Source organism: Roseobacter sp. OBYS 0001, from assembly GCF_019654895.1.
In the GTDB taxonomy this organism is placed as follows: domain Bacteria; phylum Pseudomonadota; class Alphaproteobacteria; order Rhodobacterales; family Rhodobacteraceae; genus Roseobacter; species Roseobacter litoralis.
The window spans coordinates 531645-551388 of sequence record NZ_BPES01000001.1; the positions used below are offsets into that span (position 1 = coordinate 531645).

A 19744-nucleotide genomic window follows, 5' to 3' on the forward strand; every position below is an offset into this window, starting at 1 on the left:
GAACAAGTTATTCAGGACTAACCCGAAACGCTTTAGCTCGCGATCCGGATGTCCGGGTTGCGACGCAGCTGCGCCATCTGGTGAAAAAACCGCTCGCCCTGGGTTCCGACATGTGATCGCAGAATGTCGCAGGCGCGTTCCGCATGGCCAACAGCGAAGGCTTCTACCAGGGCTTCGTGCTCCTTGACAGATTCCTGCATGCGCCCGCGCATCTGGAATTGCACGCGCCTGAACGGCTTCAGACGGCGATACAGACGCAAGGCTTCGCCTTCCAAAAAGGCATTTCCGGCAGAGCGGTAAATCAAATGATGAAAGCTCTCGTTGTGGCGCGAATAGCCGTCCGTGTCGTCCTGTTCGATTGCATCAAGACATAAGCCATTGAGGGTCTCAAGCGTGGCAAGCCCTTCGGCTGTCATGCGCTGCGCGGCAAGGCGACCGCAGACGCCTTCGACCTCGGCCATGGTCTCGAACATCTCTGTCAGCGTGATCGAATTGGGTTGGCGCACAAACACGCCGCGTCTGGGCATTTGTTCTGCAAGGTCCGTCGCGACAAGGCGCTGCAATGCCTCGCGCACAGGGGTGCGGGATACGCCAAACTTCTTCGCCAGACGCATCTCGTCCAGGCGCTCGCCTTCTTGGAACTGGCCTGTGAAAACCATTTCCTCCAAAGCATCTGCAATCCGGTTGGCTTGCTTGGTTCCCATGTTGCGCCCTGACTTACATTTGTTTATTTGGTGACAGGCTTGTTTGTATACAATTTAGGTATTCGTTATTTGCAAACAAGAGGTTGAGACGCGCAAAGGCGCAGAATTTTCACCGCGAGCACCGATCAGCCCGCGGGATCTGTTGTCGGGTCCGGCGCAATATCGTCTGCGTGAGGTTCGCGCCTGCGTCCCCCGATCAACTGCGATATCTGACCAGCCGCTTCTGCGACGATGGCACCCAGTTCAGGGACGCGCATACTGTCAAACCGTGTGCTTGGCCCTGAAATGGACACGCCGCCACAGGCTTCGCCGCGTTCGTCAAAAACAGCACTGCCGATGCAGGACATGCCGAGGTAACGCTCTTCGCGGTCATAGGAATAGCCGCGCGTTTTGGTCTCGGCGAGGTCTGAAAAAAGCGTTGCCGGGGATGTGAGTGTATTATCGGTGAAAGCCTGTAATCCTGATGACATCAGCAGCCGCCTGACATGATCCTCGCTCATCGTCGACAGAATGGCCTTGCCAATACCAGAGGCGTGCATAGATGTGCGCGCGCCGCGTGCGAAAAACGCGCGGATTGGGTGGGGCGTTTCGATTTGTTCGACGAACACGACTTCGGCCCCATCGGGGATTGCAAGATTGGCCGTCTCACCTGTTTTCTCCATCAGGAAGCGCATGATCGGGCGGCTCACTTCGGTCAGGCTGGTCCGGTTCATGAAAGACGCACCTGTGCGATAGGCTTCGATCCCGATGCTCCAACTTTGGTGTTCTTCGTTGAAGATGACAAATCGATGCTTTTGCAAAGTTGTCAGAATGCGGTGCGTGGTTGCCGTTGGCACCCCGAGGGAAAGTGACAGATCGGTCAGGGTCGACTGTTCTGATTTCGCAACCGCCACAAGAACGCCCAAGGCACGATCCAACGACTGCATCGTTCCCGCTGAGCTCTCCTTGAACTGCGATTTGGGGCGCCCGCGCTGTCTTTTCTGGGTATTCATCTGTGGGACCTCGGTTATTCGTTAATATATAGTACGTGAAGTAAAAATATTTTTCAATTTACGTTTAAGGTGAAAATTGAAAAGAATAAAATATAATAATATCAGTGTAATAAGTAATTATAGTTCATAATGAAAAACAATTTCGAGAAAATTGAAAAAGGAGGGTTTGTCGTGTAAAATATTTCGTAGATCAGGAGGACTTCGCCATGTCAGACCAAAATCCAGTGTTTATTCCGGGGCCAACAAATATTCCAGACCGCTTGCGGGCCGCAATGCATGTCCAGACGCGCGACCACCGCGCTCCTGACTTCGTGGAGACCTTCGCGCCTGTTCTGGAGGATACCAAGAAAGTGTTCGGCACAACATCGGGCCGGGTCATCACTTTCCCCGCCAGCGGAACCGGCGGCTGGGAGGCGGCGTTGTGCAATACGCTGAGCCCCGGCGACAAGGTACTCGTGGCCCGCTACGGTATGTTCAGCCACCGCTGGATCGACATGTGTGAACGGCACGGTCTGGATGTTCAGGTGATCGAATGTCCGTGGGGCACCGGCGCGCCTGCCGACAAGTTTGAAGCGGCGTTGAGCGCGGACAAGTCACACAGCATCAAGGCCGTATTGGTGACGCACAACGAAACCGCAACCGGGGTTAAGTCCGATGTGGCTGCGGTACGTGGCGCGATGGATGCCGCCGCGCACCCTGCGCTTTTGTTTGTGGATTGTGTAAGTTCGCTCGCCTCCATGCCTTTCGAAATGGACGCATGGGGTGTCGATATCGCTGTGTCGGGTTCGCAGAAAGGCTTCATGCTGGCAACGGGTATGGCCATTCTGGGCGTAAGCGACAAAGCACTTGCTGCGATGGAAGCGGCCACTCTGCCGCGTACGTTCTTTGACTTCAAAGACATGATGGGGGCCAATGCGTCGGGTGGTTTTCCGTATACGCCGCCGTTGCAACTGATCTACGGGATGCGCGAAAGCCTCAAGATGTTGCTCGAGGAAGGGTTGGACAACGTCTATGCACGCCATACCCGACTTGCCGAGGGCGTGCGGCGTGCCGTTGGTGCCTGGGGTTTTGAACTGGTTGCCCAGTCGCCGGATCTCTATTCCGACACGGTCAGCGCAATCTATGTGCCATCGGGTTTTGACAGCAACGCTTTGACGGATCAGGCGTTCAATCAATACGGCGTGTCCTTTGGCGTGGGTCTCGGTGAAATGAATGGCAAGGCGTTCCGCATTGGTCACCTTGGCAGCCTGACGGATGTGATGGTCCTGTCTGGCTTGGCGACGATCGAAATGGCGATGGCCGACCTTGATTACCCGATTGAGCTCGGCAGCGGTGTTGCGGCAGCGCAAGAGCATTTTCGCTCAAAGACCGGTGCTGCTATCAAGTCGGCAGCGTAAGGAGGGCGAGATGTTGGATTCCATGATCGGTTCTGATTTGACAATTGATGATGTGCGCGCCGCACATGATCGGATCAAACCCTATATTCACGAAACACCCATCCTGACGTCGTCGTATTTCAATGCGTTGACGGGGGCGGAGCTGTTTTTCAAATGCGAGAACTTTCAAAAGGCCGGTGCCTTCAAGGTGCGCGGTGCCTCCAATGCAGTTTTTGGCCTGAGCGATGAGATGGCTGAAAAGGGTGTGGCGACGCATTCGTCGGGCAACCACGCCTTGTCTTTGTCCTATGCGGCAGGGCGGCGCGGCATTCCCTGTCATGTGGTGATGCCACGCACGGCACCAGAGGCGAAAAAAGCGGCTGTGCGCGGATACGGCGGGATCATCACGGAATGCGAGCCTTCCACTACCAGCCGTGAGGCGGTTTTCGCCGAAGTGCAAGCGGCCACGGGTGCAGAATTCGTGCATCCCTACAATGACCCGCGTGTGATCGCAGGGCAGGCGACCTGTTCGCTTGAGATGTTGTCGCAGGTTGAGAACATGGATGCGGTTATCGCCCCAATCGGGGGCGGTGGTATGATTTCGGGCACTTGTCTGACCCTGTCAAACCTTGCGCCCAAGATCGAAATTTATGCAGCCGAGCCCGATCAGGCTGATGATGCGGCGCGTTCGTTCCGGGCAGGGCATATAATTGCCGATGATGCGCCGGTAACCGTTGCCGACGGGTTGAAAGTGCCGCTCAAAGAGAACACTTGGCATTTTGTATCCAGCTTTGTCACGGACGTGCTGACCGCCTCCGAGCAAGAGATCATCGACGCGATGAAGCTGACGTGGGAACGGATGAAGATCGTGATTGAACCGAGCTGTGCGGTTCCCATGGCTACGATCCTGCGCAACCCTGAGGTATTTCGGGGCAAGCGTGTGGGCGTGGTCATCACAGGCGGCAATGTGGATTTGGATAAACTGCCCTGGACCTTGGGCTGAGGAGAGACTGACATGAACAAACAAGTAAACTTTGAAGACTTTGAGGTCGGCTATGACATTCCAGCAGCGATAGGCATGGATGAGGCCGACATTCAGACGCCCTGCCTTGTGCTCGATCTGGATGCACTTGAGCGCAACATCAAAAAGATGGGTGACTTTGCCAAAAGTCATGGCATGCGGCACCGGGTCCACGGCAAGATGCACAAATCCGTCGATGTGGCGCTCCTGCAGGAAGAGCTTGGCGGGTCTGTCGGTGTGTGCTGTCAGAAGGTCTCCGAGGCCGAAGTTTTCGCCCGCGGTGGCATCAAGGACGTGCTGGTGTCCAACCAGGTGCGCCAGCCCGAAAAGATCGACCGCCTTGCGCGCCTGCCCAAACTGGGCGCCCGTGCGATTTGCTGTGTAGATGACATCGACAATGTGGCCGATCTGTCAGAGGCCGCCATGCGCCACGGCACGGAAATCGAATGCCTTGTCGAGATTGACGTGGGCGCGGGCCGTTGCGGTGTGCAATACGGCCAGCCAGTCGTTGATCTCGCACTTGCGATTGACGCGGCAGAAGGTCTGAAGTTTGCAGGTATCCAAGCCTATCAGGGCGCGATGCAGCACATGGATTCCTATGAGGACCGCAAGGGCAAGACACAGGTTGCCATCGATCAGGTGCGCGAAAGCGTTGATCTGCTCAAGGCGGCTGGTCTGGAATGTGACATCGTCGGGGGCGGCGGTACAGGGTCATATTATTTCGAAAGCGCTTCGGGCGTGTTCAACGAACTGCAGTGCGGGTCCTATGCGTTCATGGATGCGGATTACGGTCGTATTCTCGACAAGGACGGCAAGCGCATTGATCAGGGCGAGTGGGAAAACGCGTTGTTTATCCTGACCTCTGTGATGAGCCACGCCAAGGCCGACAAGGCCATCGTGGATGCGGGCCTAAAGGCGCAATCTGTCGATAGTGGTCTGCCGACGATCTATGGCCGCACCGACGTTGAATACGTCAAATGCTCGGATGAGCATGGCGTTGTTGCCGACCCGGATGGGGTGCTCAAGGTCAACGATAAGCTGAAACTGGTCCCGGGCCACTGTGATCCGACCTGCAACGTGCACGACTGGTATGTCGGTGTGCGCGGCGGCAAGGTCGAAACGCTTTGGCCGGTATCGGCGCGTGGCAAGGCCTACTGAGCCGCACCCGGCATCAGCAATAACAGCACGCCCGGCACTCCCGGGCGTGATTTACAATAAAGACAAAGACAGGAATACCCGATGTCCAAAGGACTTTTGATCGTAGGCGAAGATATCTGTGCCGAGGTCGTCAGCAGTGCCGATGCCTTCACCGCCGTCGAGGCCGTTTTCGGGGCCATGGCCAAGGGAGACGCCTATAACTTCCCGGTCATCCGCGAAGCGATTGGATATGCCGATGCGCTTTATGGGTTCAAATCCGGGTTCGACAAGGCGGGCAAAACGCTGGGTGTGAAATCCGGCGGATACTGGCCGGGCAACATGGACAAGGGGCTGACCAACCACCAGTCCACGATTTTCCTGTTTGATCCGGACACGGGGATGCTTGAGGCACTGGTCGGGGGCAACTATCTGACGGCTGTACGAACGGCGGCATCATCGTCGGTGTCCATCGCGCATCTGGCGCGCAAAGACGCTAAAGTTCTGGGTATGGTCGGGGCAGGGCACCAATCCACGTTTCAGTTGCGTGCCGCCGCAGAGCAACGCAGTTTCGAGAAAGTCGTCGCATGGAACCCGCATCCCGATATGCTACCGCGCCTCGGTGCTGTCGCCGAGGAACTTGGGCTGGAATTTGCGGCCGTCACTCAGGAAGAGTTGGGCGCGCAGGCGGATGTTATCATCACCATCACCTCGGCCTTTGAGCCGCTCTTGATGAAAGACTGGATCAAGCCGGGAACGCATATCGCCTGTATGGGCACAGACACCAAGGGCAAGCAGGAGGTTGATCCGGAGCTGCTCGCATCCGCAACCGTATTTGCCGACGAAATCGCGCAGTCCATCACCATCGGTGAAGCGCAGCACGCGGTTGCATCGGGCCATCTGTCAGAGAGTGATATCACGCCAATCGGGGCGGTGATCAATGGCACACACGCCGGGCGCAGCAGTGATCAGGAGATTACGTTGTTTGACGGCACAGGCGTCGGTTTGCAAGATCTTGCCGTGGCATCCGTTGCGGCACGCGAAGCCGAAAGCCGGGGCAAAGCCACGCGTATCGCGTTGTGAACCCTTCGGGGTCTTGATCTTGCGTCACAACAGGGGCTTGTCACGCAAGCCTCTGTTGTTGTCTGACCCGTAGAGTTAGGTTTCTCTTATCCTTCCGTAAAATTGCTTTAAAAGCTGACGCGAAATACACGGCCGCTCCGCCTGTTTGCCATGATTTGAACACAGGGTTTCGTTTCACTCGCTGCAAGACTTGTCCTGCGTTCGCCGGGGCGTTGCATTTGCGAACACTGCAGAACAGTGCTTTTGAAGTGAGTGGATGAGCCGTGAGCGATGACGATGCACATCAGATTGAGCCCGCAAACAGCGGCGCGCTGACCCCTGGCAGTACCTTGCTGAGCGGTCAATATGAGATATTGCAGTATCTGAGCAGCGGCGGCTTTGGCATCACCTACACGGCGCGCGACAGCCTGAACCGCACCGTCGTCATCAAGGAGTGCTTTCCCGAAGCCTTCTGCAGCCGCGTGAACAAAACGGTCCGGGCGCGGACACAAAGCTATGCAGAAGAATTCCGCGCCACGGTTCAGCTGTTCATTCGCGAAGCGCATGCGATGTCGCGTCTTGATCACGCCGGCGTTGTCGGTGTGCATCAGGTGTTCGAGGACAACGAGACGGCCTATATGGCGCTGGATCTGATCAAGGGCAAAGATCTGCTGGACATCATTGACAGCGGCACGCCAAAACTCTCGGCGGATGAAATCCATGGCATCACGCTGAAACTGCTGGATGCAATTGGTCACGTGCACAGTCAGGACCTGTTGCACCGGGACATATCGCCTGACAATATTCTGCTCGATCAACGGGGTCGCCCTGTCCTGATCGATTTTGGTGCCGCGCGCGAAGAAGCCAGCCGCAAAAGCCGCATTCTATCCGCGGTGTTGGTCGTCAAGGATGGATACTCGCCGCAGGAGTTTTATGTTGCAGGCAGCCAGCAGTCGCCAAGCAGCGATCTTTATGCGCTGGCTGCAACCTTGTCGCACCTGATCTCGGGCGAGGCACCGCCCAACAGTCAGGCGCGGCTGGCGGCACTTGCGAACAATCAGCCCGATCCCTATCAGCCGCTGTTCGGGCGCTTTCCGGCTTATGAAGATGCATTTTTGGCGTCCATAGACCAAGCCATGCGCATCATTCCCGCTGAACGGCTGCAATCAGCCGAAGACTGGGCCCTGAAGATAGATCGCAGAAAGCGGGTCGAGCGTGCGCGCGCGCAGGCGGATCAGGACAAGTCGATTGATGAGACGATCATGAACCTCGTGGCATCGGTCCAGATCGAGCGGCGGGCACAGGGCGCGGTTGAGCCGCGCACCGCACAAGGCCCCGCCCCGGCGCCGGCTTCCGAAGCGGGCGAACCCGACACCCTGCGCGATCTGGGTGAGGATGCGATGCCGGCGGACCCTGCGGACAGTGAGGCGGGTTTGGCGTGTTGCGAATTGCCAGATGCGCAGGACGCGGCCCATGTGGTGCACCTGCCAGCCCCCGAGGCGGAAAAGCCAACGCCCTATGCGCGCGTGACATCAAAAGCGGTCGAAGCCGCGAACATGCCCAAACCGCCCGCGCCGCCAATTTTCACGCGAGAACGCATCATTCGCGCCGTGACGGCACCGGTGATTTTCTGCGCCTTTCTGCTCTACGGCCAAACGGTTCTGAAGAATGAACAGGTGCAGGCCGCAACGCTGCAACCGCTGCTGATGTGGGGGCAGGGCTTGGGGGGATGGAAAGCCTCCGAGCCGGCACCGGTCACAGTGCGACGCGGGCTCGGGGATTGAACGGGCAAGGCATTTACAGAGGTTTCATACCCAGCGGGCGGGGGCGGTTGTGCCTGACCCAAATTTCAAAGACGCAATCGAAAGGCAGACCAATGACGCTCTTCAAGAAAGTTTTTCAGAACCAATCGCGCCCGGCCACCGCAGACGAGGCGCTGGATGAGGCCGCTTTGCGCAGTGTGTTTGTGGAGACGGCTAAGCCTTCGCAACCGCTCGTGCTCGATCCGTTTCAGCATGGGTTGCCATCGGACGATGGCGACGTTGCACCGGGTGTCGCACCGGAAGCCGTGGTGCATGACATCACGGATACATCAGAGGCAGAGGACGCTCACGCAGGGCGAAACATGGCCTGGGACGCGGATGTGCTCGACGCAGATGCCATCGAAGAGGTCGATCCACTGGAGCATGACATGGATGCGCCCGATACGCTGTGTGATGAGAATATCGTCGCGCGTCTCGACCGTGCGCTGGCTGCAGAACCCCCGGTTTCGCACAAGGTGAAGGAAGACGCAGACGATACAGTCGTTTCTGACGAGTCAACAGATCACCTTGCACCAGATTTGTGTGTTGAAACCGGCACTGACGCCGCCAACTGGACCAAGGAAGAGGGGCTTGACACTGCAGCCTTTGCACAGCGTCAGATGGCCACCTTGGGGGATGCTGAACAGCAACCGGAGCGCAAGGCGGATGCCGACAAAACGGTGTCTGAGCCACTGGATTTGTCAGGCGGTGCCCTTGCATCCCCTGCAACCGGACGCGGCCGCCGTGCAGGGCGTGTCAAGACGCGGCTTTTGGGGTTCAACCACGCACCCGAAGATCAGACTGATCCGTTTGAACAGGCACAGTCAGCGACCGCGACAGCGCAACGCGAAAAGTTTCCAGTGGGTTGGCTCGTGATCGTTGAAGGTCCCGGGCTGGGTCATGCGTTCAGTATCTTTGCTGGCGCTTCCATGATTGGGCGGGGGGAGGATCAGGTCATCCGCCTTGATTTTGGCGACAATGCCATCTCGCGCCACCATCACGCCGCTGTCGCCTACGACGAGGAGCAAAACAAGTTCTACATCGGCCACGGTGGCAAATCGAATATCATTCGACGCAACGCGCGCCCTGTGCTGAGCACTGAAGAGCTGCACCATGCGGACCTTATTCGCATCGGAGAGACGACATTGCGCTTCGTAGCGCTCTGCGGGTCTGACTTTCAATGGCACGGTGCAGGGGGGCAATAATGCAACCCGGGCTCCACGCAGATGCTGCCAGCGCGCTGAGCAAGGGGCAGCGCAGCTATCAGGAAGACGCGGTGATTGCAGATTTCGCAAGGGGGAGCGATGTCGGCCTCATCGTGCTTGCCGATGGCATGGGCGGGCACGCGGCGGGGGATGTGGCGAGCAAGATTGTACTCACCGAAGTCTACAGCGCCCTGGTGTTTCAACGTGGCGAGGGAGCGGGGTTGGAGCCGCATGTCACCGATCTGCTCCATACCGCTGCGATGGAAGCAAACACCTGCCTGAAAGAGCATGTGGCCGCCTATCCTGACACGCGTGGTATGGGGGCGACCCTTGTTGCCTCCGTGATCATCAATCGCAACCTCTATTGGATTTCCATCGGGGATTCGCCGCTCCTGTTGTTCCGCAACGGTAAGCTGCGGCAGTTGAACGAAGATCACTCAATGGCCTCTCAGATCGATTTTATGGTCAAGACTGGTCTGATTGGGGCGGATGAAGGTGAGAACCACCCGGATCGCAATACGTTGACGTCGGTTCTGTTCGGGGGGGACGTGGCGATGATTGACTGCCCCCAAGAGCCCTTGGAGCTGCGGGCGGGGGATATTCTGATTGTGGCCAGCGACGGTTTGCAGTTCCTGACATATGATCAGATCGAAGAATGTCTGCGGCAGAACCAGCATCGCCCCAGCGCTGATATCGTGGAGGTGTTGCTTCATGAAGTGGACAGCCTTCACGATCCGGATCTCGACAACGTTTCCTTTTCCGTGGTGTGTTTTCAAGACGTGAGCGCACCAGCGGTGCTGAAAGAGCAAGAGCGACGACCGGAAATGCGCCGTGTTGGATGACATGTCGACACGAGACACCGTGGCGCGCCTGCACGCGGCGGCTGTGGACGGGCGGATTTGCGAGGTCGCAAGGTCACGCGCGGACACGCTTGCCACGCGGCTGGAGCAAGGCGCACGCATTGTACTGCTTGGGCCGGATGGCGTCGGCAAATCAGAGCTGTGCAACGCAATTCTGGGATGTGTCGACGATGGGTCCAGACCCAAGACAACAAGGGTTTTTGCGCCGCCAGGGGCAGCTGCGGATTCCGCGCCGCTGAGCGGTGACAAAACCCTGCATGAGATCCCCCAAGGCCCGTTTGGTCATGCCTTGGTTTTTGATGTATCGCTTTCAAGCAGCGCAAAAGGTTTTGCGGCCACCACTGCGGAAGCGATTGATGCGGCAGACATCGTCTTATGGTGCACGCAGTCCTTTTCGGCTGACGAAGCGCTGCTTTGGTCGCACGCGTCCGACGTGTTGAAAGACCGCAGTTTTCTGGTCCTGACGAAAGCTGACCTTCTGGCGGAGGCGGGTGTCTTGCAAGCGCGTGTTGCGGCGCTGCAAGTCACCGTCATGGAGGAGTTCCACAGCCTCTTTGCCACCACCACGTCACAGATTTCCGCCCTGCGTGCGCAGGGCTTAAGGGTCACCGAGCAGCATTTGGCGGCCAGTGGTCTGAAAGCGCTGATCGATAGGGTGGCGGGAATTGTAACCGCTGGTCACCGCGCTGATTTGGACAGCGCCCAACTGTTTCTTGAGCGTCAGGGTCTGAAGCCCTGCGATCCGGTCGCCCTGCCTGCGCAAGAAGCTGACTGGCCACATACGCCGTTTCAGATGGTGCATGATACGGTGATGGCGCGGGCCGTTGACCTTGCCGAGGTTGGCCTTGGGGACGCCGATGACGCTATATCCGACGTGCTTGGAGAGTGTGGTGCGATCTGCGAAGAGCTTGCGGATGTCATGCGCGCGTCGTCTGAGGTCAGCCCTGACATGGACGAATGGACGTCCGTTTTCGAAGACGCAAGTGATAAGATTATGCTGATGACAACGGAGAATGACACTCGATCGGCTGCGGATGCGGTGACGATCCTGTTACAGTTGCGCCGCGATCTCGAATACATGGGCGCTCGTTAAACCTTTAACGACGCGCAGCCTTTACGCCCGTATCAAGCCATACCAACGGCACAATTCCCGCGCATGATAGCTTTTGGGGTATTGGGACCTTGGGCGGGAAAATGACACAACACTCTGACAGATATGGCTGCGAGAAACGACGCCCCCGCTGCGTCGCGGCGACGGGGCGGCCAATATGAACGCGCTCAATGCGTCAAACGAGGCCGGGTTTGTCGAGGCGAAACAGGCCGAGCTCTTGGGCAGCGGCCTCGATGCGTTGCGTACATTTGCAGTGTCATTTGATCGCGTTCAAACCGCATTGCGAGGGTTGGCTGACCTTGGCGATGAAGCTGCCGCGCGGCGGGTAGAACGGATGTCCCGCGAACTCGAAGCGCTTGAGCCTTCCGTCACGATGATCGGGCAGATCAAATCCGGGAAAACCTCACTGGTCAATGCGCTGATCGGGGCGCCCGACCTGTTACCTTCGGACGTTAACCCGTGGACCTCCGTTGTCACTTCGCTGCATCTGCACCCCGAAAAACCCGGTTTTACGCAGCGCGCGACTTTTCGGTTTTTTGACAAGGATGAGTGGGACCGCCTGATCTCTGGCGGAGGGCGCATTGGTGAACTTGCCAGCAGGGCAGGGGCTGAAGATGAGCTGGAGAAAATCAAGCTGCAGGTTTCGCAGATGCGCGAGAAATCCCGGCTGCGATTGGGGCGTAATTTCGAAATGCTGCTAGGTCAGCAACGCGATTACGGCTACTTTGGTAAAGACCTGATTGAACGCTATGTGTGCCTCGGTGACGCGGTAGATGAGGCCGATGAGACATCCGGCAACATGCAGGGGCATTTTGCTGATATTACCAAGGCCGCAGATCTGCATATGACGCGCGCGGCACTGCCGATGCCGCTTTGCATACGGGACACGCCCGGCGTGAACGACACGTTCATGATGCGCGAACAAATCACGATCCGCGCCATCCGGGACAGCCGAATTTGTGTGGTCGTCCTGTCGGCGCATCAGGCATTGTCATCGACAGATATGGCGCTGATCCGGTTGATATCTCTTGTGAAATCCCGTGATATCATCATCTTTGTCAACCGCGTGGATGAGTTATCCGATCCGGCGGCTCAGATCCCGCAGATCCGTGACAGCATCATCGCGACGCTAAAAAAGCACAATGGCCCAAAAGAGGCCAAGATCATCTTTGGCAGCGCATTGTGGGCCTCTTACGCCTTGCAAATGCGGCTGGATGATCTGCCTGCCTCAAGTGCGGCATCGTTGGCCAATTGGGCGGCCCTGTGCGATGATGATGCATGCACTGGCGTGCTGGATGAAACAACCGCCTGGCGCCTATCCGGACTGCCCGTTTTGCAGGATGCGATTTCGCAACGCGTTGCACAGGGCATTGGTGCCGCATTGTTACAGCGGATTGGGGCAAGTGCCAAAAACCTCGCATCTGGGCTTGCTGCAGCCAATCAGATCGGTGCCCAACCTGAGGAAAGCCGCGTTGTGGCGCGCATGCAAAGTTGTGAGGCCCAAGCGCGAATGGCGTCGCTCATCAAGACCCGGAAAACAGAGTTGCGCGCAGAGTTTGACGCAATCCTGTCGACCTTTGAAGCGCGTATGGAGCGGGTGCAGGCCAGCTTTCTGGACCGTGCAACCGCATCGCTTGTTGAACATCTCGAACGTCACGGCGATCAGACGATCTGGAACTATGATCCGGCAGGCTTGCGTGCGTTATTGAGTGCGTCACACAAAGTGCTGGCGCGCAACAGCCAGTCCGCGTTCGACAAGGCAACCAAGGCCGCAGCAGCGGACGTGATGGACGTCTATGCGCAGGCCTTTGACCTGGGCGGCAATACGTTTGACATCGCGCGCCCTCGGCCACCGCTGGTGCCGCCGCCCGTCACTTTGGGGCGTACGATCGCGCTGGATTTGAGTGGCAGATGGTGGAAGCGCTGGTGGCTTCAGCGCCGGGGTCATAAAGCCTATGCCGAGAGCTTTTTTGATCTGATCAAATCGGAAACCAGCCCTGTCATCAAAGAGTTGCGGGACGATCTTGCCCAATCGGTTCGGGATGAGGCGATCGCGGTTTTTGATGCGTTCTTATCTGAACAACTGGCCGTATTCGAGAGATTGGACTGTATGCAGACTGCCAGCCCGGCGGAGCTTACGGACTACATTGCCCGACATGCCCCACAGGAAAAACGCGCGCTGTTGGAAAGGGTGATGGCAACATTGAACGAGTATGCAGAATCATGACAGAGGCCCCCCCCACAGAGATACCTGATTTTTGGCCATGTACACATGGTCCGCGGTTGCCGCGCATTGCGCTGATGGGCGAATTCAGTGCGGGCAAAAGCACACTTGTCAATTTGATGGTTGGGGCAAATCCCTTGCCGGTTCAGGTGGTCGCAACGCAACTGCCACCGGTCTGGATGGCATATGGATCGCAACCGTCAGTGATCGTCGATTTGGCGGGCAATGAAGTGCCTTGTCGTCTGGACGAGCTCAATGGCATGTCCCTCGATGACGTGGCCTTTATCAAGTTCTATTGCGAGGAGGAAATCCTCAAACGCTGTGAACTGATTGATATGCCCGGAATTTCTGACCCAAACATGGCGAGTATTATTTGGGAACGTATGATGCCATTCGCAGATGGTGTGGTTTGGTGCAGTCCCGCGACCCAAGCCTGGCGTCAGAGCGAGGCGGCAGTGTGGGAAGGGGTCGAGGCAAAAGTTCAGGCAAACTCCATCCTTCTGCTGACGCGCGCTGATATGCTGCTGACTGCACGGGACAAGGCGCGGGTCATCACGCGCGTAAAATCAGAAGCTGATGCGGCCTTTCGGGACATTCTCATGATGTCGTTAACGCAAGCGCGGGACGCGATGGACAATGAGGAGCTATGGCACGAAAGCGGCGCGGATGACTTTGTGCTCGCGTTCTTGTCGCTGGTGGAAGGTTTGGCAAGCAGCCTTGAGGATGCGCGCGTTGAGCGTTCAGACACCGTGCTTGAAACGCCTCGTGCGGCCAGTATCGATGGTGAGTGCGCCACGGGCCATGTCTCCGCAGATGCCATTGTGCCAAGGCGTCCTAAATTGCGTCGCAGCGTTAAGGTCGAACGCCCGGCGTCGGAAGCATCAACAGCGCAATCGCTTGCATTCATGCCAAAATTCTCGTGACCCGTTAACCGGACAAACACCTTCCGGGTCTAAGGCAGAAGCATCTGTGAAAAAGGCAAGGTGAGCCATGCGCGCGCAACCGGGTGAATCGCATGACGATCAATGAGGAGTTGACGGCTTTTCGCAGCCAGTTCCCGGGCTGCAGTGTCATGACCTTTGCTGATGCGTCGACCGGTATGGTTTTGGGGGCCAGCGCTGCGGTGAGAACAACTCAGGAAACCCTTGATGCGCTTTGTCTTGAGGGACGTGATGCATTGAGCGGGCAACTGGCGCAGGCCGTTTCGGCACATTTTGCAACCAGTGCGCAAAGCTTGATTGGCGTTGCAATGCATGCCGATGCGGGTGGGATCAAGTGCTTTGTCAGGGCACCGCTGCCTGCACCTGAGATGTTGTGCTTTGTCGCAGGGGAGAACACTGCGTTCGACGATTTGTTGAATGCCGCCAAAGGCCTGCTCACCCGACTTGTGTCGGAGGGCTGAACGTGACGATGGACAACGCTGCAGATACTGAACGCCTGTTGCAGACCGTCGCAGCGCTGTCAGCAGCACCGGAAAAAATGATGCCGCAAGGCCGCGCGCTTGAGGAGGCATGCGCATCAACCGATCATGCGCTGCTGAGAGAAATAGATGAAACCGTCCTTCGACGTCATTTGGTTTTTTCCACAAAGCCCGGTGAAAGTTTGTCACTTGTTGTCGCTGAAAGGCGTATTTCTGAAATTTTGGCGGTGCCGTCTGCTCTTACGCAGGACCACCATGACCTACTGAACAGAAAACTGGCAGACCGGGACGCCTCAGCCGTAGCCAGCCTGATTGCGGCCTATTGCGCCTCGGGACAGCCGCTTTTCGTTGCAGCACGCTTGCCCGAGGGGGTGGAACGTGCAGCGTATGGCGGGCTGTCATCGCATGCGTTGCATCAAGCACTTTCGGCGGCACGTATCTCGACAAGCCTGCCGGCGGCGTTGGTTGATGGGTTCGAGGCTGGCAAATCACAGGCGATTGCGGTTCTTCTGAGTGCTGCAAATGGCGTGTTAATGGAATGGGGCGCGCGCGGATGCGAAAAACAGTTGCGCCACATCGCTATGACTGCGGGCGCGAGCGGCCCGCAGCACGGCGTGACCCTGTGGCAATGGGGGGCGTTGGGTGAAAACACCGTCGTGTTGGGGCATTACGAAGGGCGAACCATCGTTGCCCTGTGTTCAGTAGATCACGCGATTGGGTTGTTCCTGACATGGCGAAAGCTGTTTGTGGCAGAGCGTGAGGTTTCAGGCGGTGTATCAACCGGTTAAGACCGTCTCAACCCCCCAGTCCTCGCAGCGCTGCGCCAATGCGGGCGGGAACGGCGCATCGGTGAACACACCCGTCAGCGACCGCAGCGAAGCTATGCGCACAGGCGCTGACCGGCTGAGTTTCGAGTGGTCGGCGACAAGATAGCATTTGCGCGATTGCGCAATAATTGCACGGCTGACACTGACTTCTTCCACGTCGAAATCCAGAAGGTCGCCGGAAACATCCAATGCCGAGCACCCAATAACCGCGACGTCAAATTTGAAATGGCGTATGGTTTCGACCGCCACATGGCCAATCAGACCGCCATCGCTGCGCCGCAACGCACCGCCAGTCACAATCGTCTGGCTGGAGGTGTTGTGACCCATGATGCCGGCCACGTTCATATTATTGGTAACCACCATGAGGTTTTGGTGATGCAGCAGATGTTGGGCCACGGCTTCGGTCGTGGTGCCAATGTTCAGAAAGACCGAACTGCCATCGTCGATACCGGCCGCACAGGCGCGCGCAATCGACGTTTTGGCATAGGCATTCAGCCGCCGTCTTTCGTCATATTCGATATTCGTGGTGCCTGATGGCAAGACCGCGCCCCCGTGCACGCGTTCAAGCTTGTTGTCTGCCGCCAGTTCGGTCAGGTCGCGGCGGATTGTCTGTAGGGTGACGCCGAAGCGGTCCGCGAGGTCATCGACGGTTACCTTACCCTCTCTGTGGGCGATGTTCAGGATGTCTGCGTGCCGAAAGTTCTGTGTCATGAGTGTCTTGCTTTAACTGTGTTGCGGAAACCTCAGGCGGATTTGCCGGCGAGGAAACAGGAATGAGCGCGGTTGAAATTGTTCGTTTTCCCTCTTTTGAACAGTAAACGAAAAATTTCGAAGATAAATGCTTGAATGCGAATGACGGCTGCGGTACGCGCAATCCTATTGGGTGACGGGAAAGACACTATTGTGCCACAGGATTCAGAGAAACCTTATGATCTGTTCATCATCGGTGGTGGCATAAACGGCTGCGGCATCGCGCGCGATGCGGCCGGACGCGGGTTGCATGTCGCGCTGGCCGAAATGAACGATCTGGCTTCGGCCACATCTTCTGCATCGACCAAGCTGTTTCATGGCGGGCTGCGCTATCTTGAGTATTTCGAGATCAATCTGGTCAAACATGCCTTGGCAGAGCGTGAAGTTCTGTTGAAAGCGATGCCACATATCAGCTGGCCCATGCGGTTTGTGTTGCCCTATCACCGCGACATGCGGTTTGAGGGCAGCACCCCAACCTCGCGCATTCTAAACGTCGTTATGCCTTGGATGAAGGGGCGACGCCCGTCATGGCTGATCCGGTTTGGTCTTTTCTTATATGACAATCTGGGTGGGCGGGACATCTTGCCGGGCACAAAAACGTTGGATTTGCGGGCTTCTCCCGAGGGCGCGCCTTTGGTGAAAAAGTTCGAAAAGGCGTTTGAATATTCAGATTGCTGGGTCGAAGATTCCCGCCTCGTAGTGCTTAATGCGCGCGATGCTGCTGCGCGGGGGGCATCGGTGATGGTGCGCACCAAAGTGGTTTCTGCCGCGCGGGTCGACGATCTGTGGGAGGTGAGCCTGCAGGACGTGACAACGGGGCAGACGCGCAAGCTGCGGGCGCGCATGCTGGTCAATGCAGGCGGGCCTTGGGTCGGCGATATCATCCAGCAGAAGGTGCGAATAAACTCCACCGAAGGCGTGCGATTGGTGCGTGGGAGCCATATCGTAACGCGCAAACTCTATGATCATGACAAGTGTTACTTTTTTCAGGGCATGGACGGGCGCATCATCTTTGCCATTCCCTATGAGACGGATTTCACGTTGATCGGGACGACGGATGCAGAACATCCTGACCCGTCGGTGTCGCCTGAATGTACGCCGCAGGAGTGTGACTATCTGATTGATTTCGCCAACCAGTACTTTGCCCACGAGATCACGCGCGATGATGTGGTCTGGACCTATTCGGGGGTGCGACCGCTTTACGACGACGGCGCCAGCAGTGCGACGGCGGCCACGCGGGACTATACCCTCAAGGTGGATGAGGCAGGTGGCGCGCCGATCCTGAATGTCTTTGGCGGTAAGATCACGACCTACCGCAAGCTGGCGGAGGATGCGATGGATCGGATCGTGCCGTTCTTTCCCGGCACCTCAGGGCATTGGACGGCGGGCGTACCCTTGCCGGGCGGTGATTTCGCCGTCGGTGATTTCGACACGCTTGTCACACGACTGCGCGATGATTTTCCCTTCCTTTCGCATTTTTGCGCGCGCAGACTTATGCGCGCCTATGGCACCGAAAGCTGGGACATCATGGCGGGTGCGCAGAAGGTTGAAGAATTGGGGGAACACTTCGGCCATGGGTTGCGCGCGCGCGAAGTGCTCTGGCTGATGACCCATGAATATGCGCAAACAGCCGAAGATATCGTGTGGCGGCGCAACAAATTGGGGTTGCGCTTGAGCCCGCAGGAGGTTTCGGTTCTGGATGACTTTATGCAGGCACAAAGGGTAAGAAAAGGCCCTGACGCTGCACAATAACTTGGGGGAGGGGTGCATGACCCATATTCTGGCCATTGATCAGGGAACCACGTCGTCACGTGCGATCATTTTTGATGGGGCGATGAACATCACCGCATCCGCACAGGAAGAGTTCACGCAACACTATCCCGACAGTGGCTGGGTTGAGCATGATCCCGGTGATTTATGGGCGACAACGGCAGGAACGTGTCGCGCGGCCATCGAAAAAGCAGGTCTGAAGCCTGAGGACATCGCCGCCATCGGGATCACAAATCAACGCGAAACGGTGGTGGTTTGGGATAAAACCACAGGCCAGCCCGTTTACAATGCGATCGTTTGGCAGGACCGGCGCACAGCGGCCTATTGCAAGACGCTGCGCGATGAAGGTCATGACAAGATGATCACGGCGCGCACCGGGCTGCTGGCGGATCCGTATTTCTCGGCGACCAAGCTGAAGTGGATATTGGACAATGTGGAAGGTGCAAGGGACCGCGCAACGCGGGGTGAATTGCTGTTCGGCACGGTTGATACCTTTCTGATCTGGAAACTAACCGGCGGGGCGGCGCATGTCACGGACGCCACGAATGCCGCGCGCACGTCCCTTTATGACATCCACAAAGGACGCTGGAGCCAGACGATCTGCGCGCTGTTTGATATTCCGCAACAGATGTTGCCTGAAGTGAAAGACTGCGCCGCGGACTTTGGCGTGACGCGCTCTGATCTGTTCGGCAGGCCGGTGCCGATCCTCGGCGTTGCGGGTGATCAGCAGGCGGCGACAATCGGGCAGGCGTGTTTTGAACCGGGCATGTTGAAATCGACCTATGGCACGGGGTGTTTCGCCTTGCTGAATACGGGCGACACGGCAGTGGCCTCCAGCAATCGGCTGCTGACTACGGTTGCCTATCAGTTTGACGGCAAACCGACCTATGCGCTTGAGGGGTCGATTTTCGTCGCCGGGGCGGTGGTACAATGGCTGCGTGATGGGCTGCAAACCATCCGTGATGCCAGCGAGACCCAAGCGATGGCAGAGCGCGCAGACCCCACCCAGAATGTGGTGCTGGTGCCTGCTTTTGTGGGCTTAGGCGCGCCTTATTGGGATGCTGAGTGTCGGGGTGCGGTTTTCGGGCTGACGCGCAATTCCGGACCTGATGAATTCGCCAGGGCCGCGCTGGAAAGCGTGGGGTACCAAACCCGCGATCTGTTGGATGCGATGACAGCGGATTGGCAGGGCAGCGGTGCGCGCGCAACATTGCGTGTGGATGGGGGAATGTCGGCCTCGGATTGGGCGATGCAATTTTTGTCAGATATCATAGATGCCCCTGTGGACCGGCCCAAAGTGCTTGAAACCACCGCATTGGGGGCTGCTTGGCTGGCAGGGCAGCGCGCCGGACTTTACCCCGATCAGGTCGGGTTTGCGGCAAACTGGGCACTGGAAAAGACCTTTGAGCCTCAGATGAACGCGGAGGATCGTGATCAAAAATACGCGGCCTGGAAACGGGCGGTGGACGCCACTTTACGTTTTTAA

General features: G+C 57.5%; 17 protein-coding genes. 14 read left to right on the forward strand and 3 right to left on the reverse strand.

The genetic code is table 11. The annotated features are described in order from the left end of the window. Window positions 1-32 precede the first annotated feature (32 nt). A complete protein-coding gene (locus K5Q35_RS02590) occupies window positions 33-704 on the reverse strand; it encodes a GntR family transcriptional regulator (RefSeq protein ID WP_220798328.1) in 672 nt (223 codons plus the stop codon). 125 nt (window positions 705-829) lie between these two features. Beyond that, window positions 830-1696: an IclR family transcriptional regulator gene (locus K5Q35_RS02595; RefSeq protein WP_220798329.1), complete on the reverse strand. Its 867-nt coding sequence runs from the start codon at window positions 1694-1696 to the stop codon at window positions 830-832. 206 nt (window positions 1697-1902) lie between these two features. Between K5Q35_RS02595 and bhcA the strand changes: the two genes are divergently transcribed. The 12 genes from bhcA to K5Q35_RS02655 all read left to right on the forward strand — a co-directional run bounded on the left by bhcA (window position 1903) and on the right by K5Q35_RS02655 (window position 15699). Further along, window positions 1903-3093, forward strand: coding sequence for an L-aspartate--glyoxylate aminotransferase BhcA (gene bhcA, locus K5Q35_RS02600; RefSeq protein ID WP_220798330.1), 1191 nt, complete (start codon window positions 1903-1905; stop codon window positions 3091-3093). Between the two features lie 10 nt (window positions 3094-3103). Then, entirely contained in the window at window positions 3104-4075 is a 972-nt protein-coding gene (bhcB, locus tag K5Q35_RS02605; protein WP_013961474.1) for a beta-hydroxyaspartate dehydratase BhcB, read from the forward strand. A 12-nt stretch (window positions 4076-4087) separates the two neighbouring features. Beyond that, window positions 4088-5251 carry a 3-hydroxy-D-aspartate aldolase BhcC gene (bhcC, locus tag K5Q35_RS02610; RefSeq protein WP_220798331.1) on the forward strand — a complete coding sequence of 388 codons (1164 nt, stop codon included), beginning with the start codon at window positions 4088-4090 and terminating at the stop codon, window positions 5249-5251. Window positions 5252-5332: 81 nt separating this feature from the next. Further along, window positions 5333-6310, forward strand: coding sequence for an iminosuccinate reductase BhcD (gene bhcD / locus K5Q35_RS02615; protein WP_220798332.1), 978 nt, complete (start codon window positions 5333-5335; stop codon window positions 6308-6310). A 263-nt stretch (window positions 6311-6573) separates the two neighbouring features. Then, the gene (locus tag K5Q35_RS02620) at window positions 6574-8073 is read left to right on the forward strand and encodes a serine/threonine-protein kinase (protein WP_259650437.1); all 1500 of its coding nucleotides are present in this window, start codon (window positions 6574-6576) and stop codon (window positions 8071-8073) included. Window positions 8074-8165: 92 nt separating this feature from the next. Continuing rightward, a complete protein-coding gene (locus tag K5Q35_RS02625) occupies window positions 8166-9296 on the forward strand; it encodes an FHA domain-containing protein (protein WP_220798333.1) in 1131 nt (376 codons plus the stop codon). Beyond that, window positions 9296-10138, forward strand: a complete 843-nt coding sequence (locus tag K5Q35_RS02630) for a PP2C family serine/threonine-protein phosphatase (protein WP_220798334.1) — start codon at window positions 9296-9298, stop codon at window positions 10136-10138. Before K5Q35_RS02625 ends, K5Q35_RS02630 begins: the two co-directional genes overlap by 1 nt. Window position 10139: 1 nt before the next feature. Then, entirely contained in the window at window positions 10140-11249 is a 1110-nt protein-coding gene (locus K5Q35_RS02635) for a GTPase domain-containing protein (RefSeq protein ID WP_220798335.1), read from the forward strand. A 175-nt stretch (window positions 11250-11424) separates the two neighbouring features. Next, entirely contained in the window at window positions 11425-13494 is a 2070-nt protein-coding gene (locus tag K5Q35_RS02640; protein ID WP_220798336.1) for a dynamin family protein, read from the forward strand. Continuing rightward, window positions 13491-14414, forward strand: a complete 924-nt coding sequence (locus K5Q35_RS02645; protein ID WP_220798337.1) for a dynamin family protein — start codon at window positions 13491-13493, stop codon at window positions 14412-14414. The genes K5Q35_RS02640 and K5Q35_RS02645 overlap by 4 nt, the downstream gene beginning before the upstream one ends. Before the next feature lie 92 nt (window positions 14415-14506). After that, window positions 14507-14893 (forward strand): hypothetical protein, encoded by a 387-nt coding sequence (locus K5Q35_RS02650; protein WP_220798338.1) that lies wholly within the window; start codon window positions 14507-14509, stop codon window positions 14891-14893. A gap of 2 nt (window positions 14894-14895) precedes the next feature. Then, window positions 14896-15699: a hypothetical protein gene (locus K5Q35_RS02655; protein ID WP_220798339.1), complete on the forward strand. Its 804-nt coding sequence runs from the start codon at window positions 14896-14898 to the stop codon at window positions 15697-15699. Here the strand turns inward: K5Q35_RS02655 and K5Q35_RS02660 are convergent. Beyond that, window positions 15688-16449 carry a DeoR/GlpR family DNA-binding transcription regulator gene (locus K5Q35_RS02660; RefSeq protein WP_220798340.1) on the reverse strand — a complete coding sequence of 254 codons (762 nt, stop codon included), beginning with the start codon at window positions 16447-16449 and terminating at the stop codon, window positions 15688-15690. The two genes, K5Q35_RS02655 and K5Q35_RS02660, sit on opposite strands and share 12 nt — an antisense overlap. Window positions 16450-16590: 141 nt before the next feature. Here K5Q35_RS02660 and glpD point away from each other — a divergent pair, with 141 nt between their 5' ends. Continuing rightward, entirely contained in the window at window positions 16591-18240 is a 1650-nt protein-coding gene (gene glpD / locus K5Q35_RS02665; protein ID WP_259650438.1) for a glycerol-3-phosphate dehydrogenase, read from the forward strand. Window positions 18241-18256: 16 nt separating this feature from the next. Beyond that, window positions 18257-19744, forward strand: coding sequence for a glycerol kinase GlpK (gene glpK, locus K5Q35_RS02670; protein WP_220798341.1), 1488 nt, complete (start codon window positions 18257-18259; stop codon window positions 19742-19744).

What these genes read in the sequence shown, in the direction of transcription:
- K5Q35_RS02590 (WP_220798328.1), bottom strand. Translation starts at nt 704, where the DNA reads ATGGGAACCAAGCAAGCCAACCGGATTGCAGATGCTTTGGAGGAAATG.
- K5Q35_RS02595 (WP_220798329.1), bottom strand. Translation starts at nt 1,696, where the DNA reads ATGAATACCCAGAAAAGACAGCGCGGGCGCCCCAAATCGCAGTTCAAG.
- bhcA (WP_220798330.1), top strand. Translation starts at nt 1,903, where the DNA reads ATGTCAGACCAAAATCCAGTGTTTATTCCGGGGCCAACAAATATTCCA.
- bhcB (WP_013961474.1), top strand. Translation starts at nt 3,104, where the DNA reads ATGTTGGATTCCATGATCGGTTCTGATTTGACAATTGATGATGTGCGC.
- bhcC (WP_220798331.1), top strand. Translation starts at nt 4,088, where the DNA reads ATGAACAAACAAGTAAACTTTGAAGACTTTGAGGTCGGCTATGACATT.
- bhcD (WP_220798332.1), top strand. Translation starts at nt 5,333, where the DNA reads ATGTCCAAAGGACTTTTGATCGTAGGCGAAGATATCTGTGCCGAGGTC.
- K5Q35_RS02625 (WP_220798333.1), top strand. Translation starts at nt 8,166, where the DNA reads ATGACGCTCTTCAAGAAAGTTTTTCAGAACCAATCGCGCCCGGCCACC.
- K5Q35_RS02630 (WP_220798334.1), top strand. Translation starts at nt 9,296, where the DNA reads ATGCAACCCGGGCTCCACGCAGATGCTGCCAGCGCGCTGAGCAAGGGG.
- K5Q35_RS02635 (WP_220798335.1), top strand. Translation starts at nt 10,140, where the DNA reads ATGTCGACACGAGACACCGTGGCGCGCCTGCACGCGGCGGCTGTGGAC.
- K5Q35_RS02640 (WP_220798336.1), top strand. Translation starts at nt 11,425, where the DNA reads ATGAACGCGCTCAATGCGTCAAACGAGGCCGGGTTTGTCGAGGCGAAA.
- K5Q35_RS02645 (WP_220798337.1), top strand. Translation starts at nt 13,491, where the DNA reads ATGACAGAGGCCCCCCCCACAGAGATACCTGATTTTTGGCCATGTACA.
- K5Q35_RS02650 (WP_220798338.1), top strand. Translation starts at nt 14,507, where the DNA reads ATGACGATCAATGAGGAGTTGACGGCTTTTCGCAGCCAGTTCCCGGGC.
- K5Q35_RS02660 (WP_220798340.1), bottom strand. Translation starts at nt 16,449, where the DNA reads ATGACACAGAACTTTCGGCACGCAGACATCCTGAACATCGCCCACAGA.
- glpD (WP_259650438.1), top strand. Translation starts at nt 16,591, where the DNA reads ATGACGGCTGCGGTACGCGCAATCCTATTGGGTGACGGGAAAGACACT.
- glpK (WP_220798341.1), top strand. Translation starts at nt 18,257, where the DNA reads ATGACCCATATTCTGGCCATTGATCAGGGAACCACGTCGTCACGTGCG.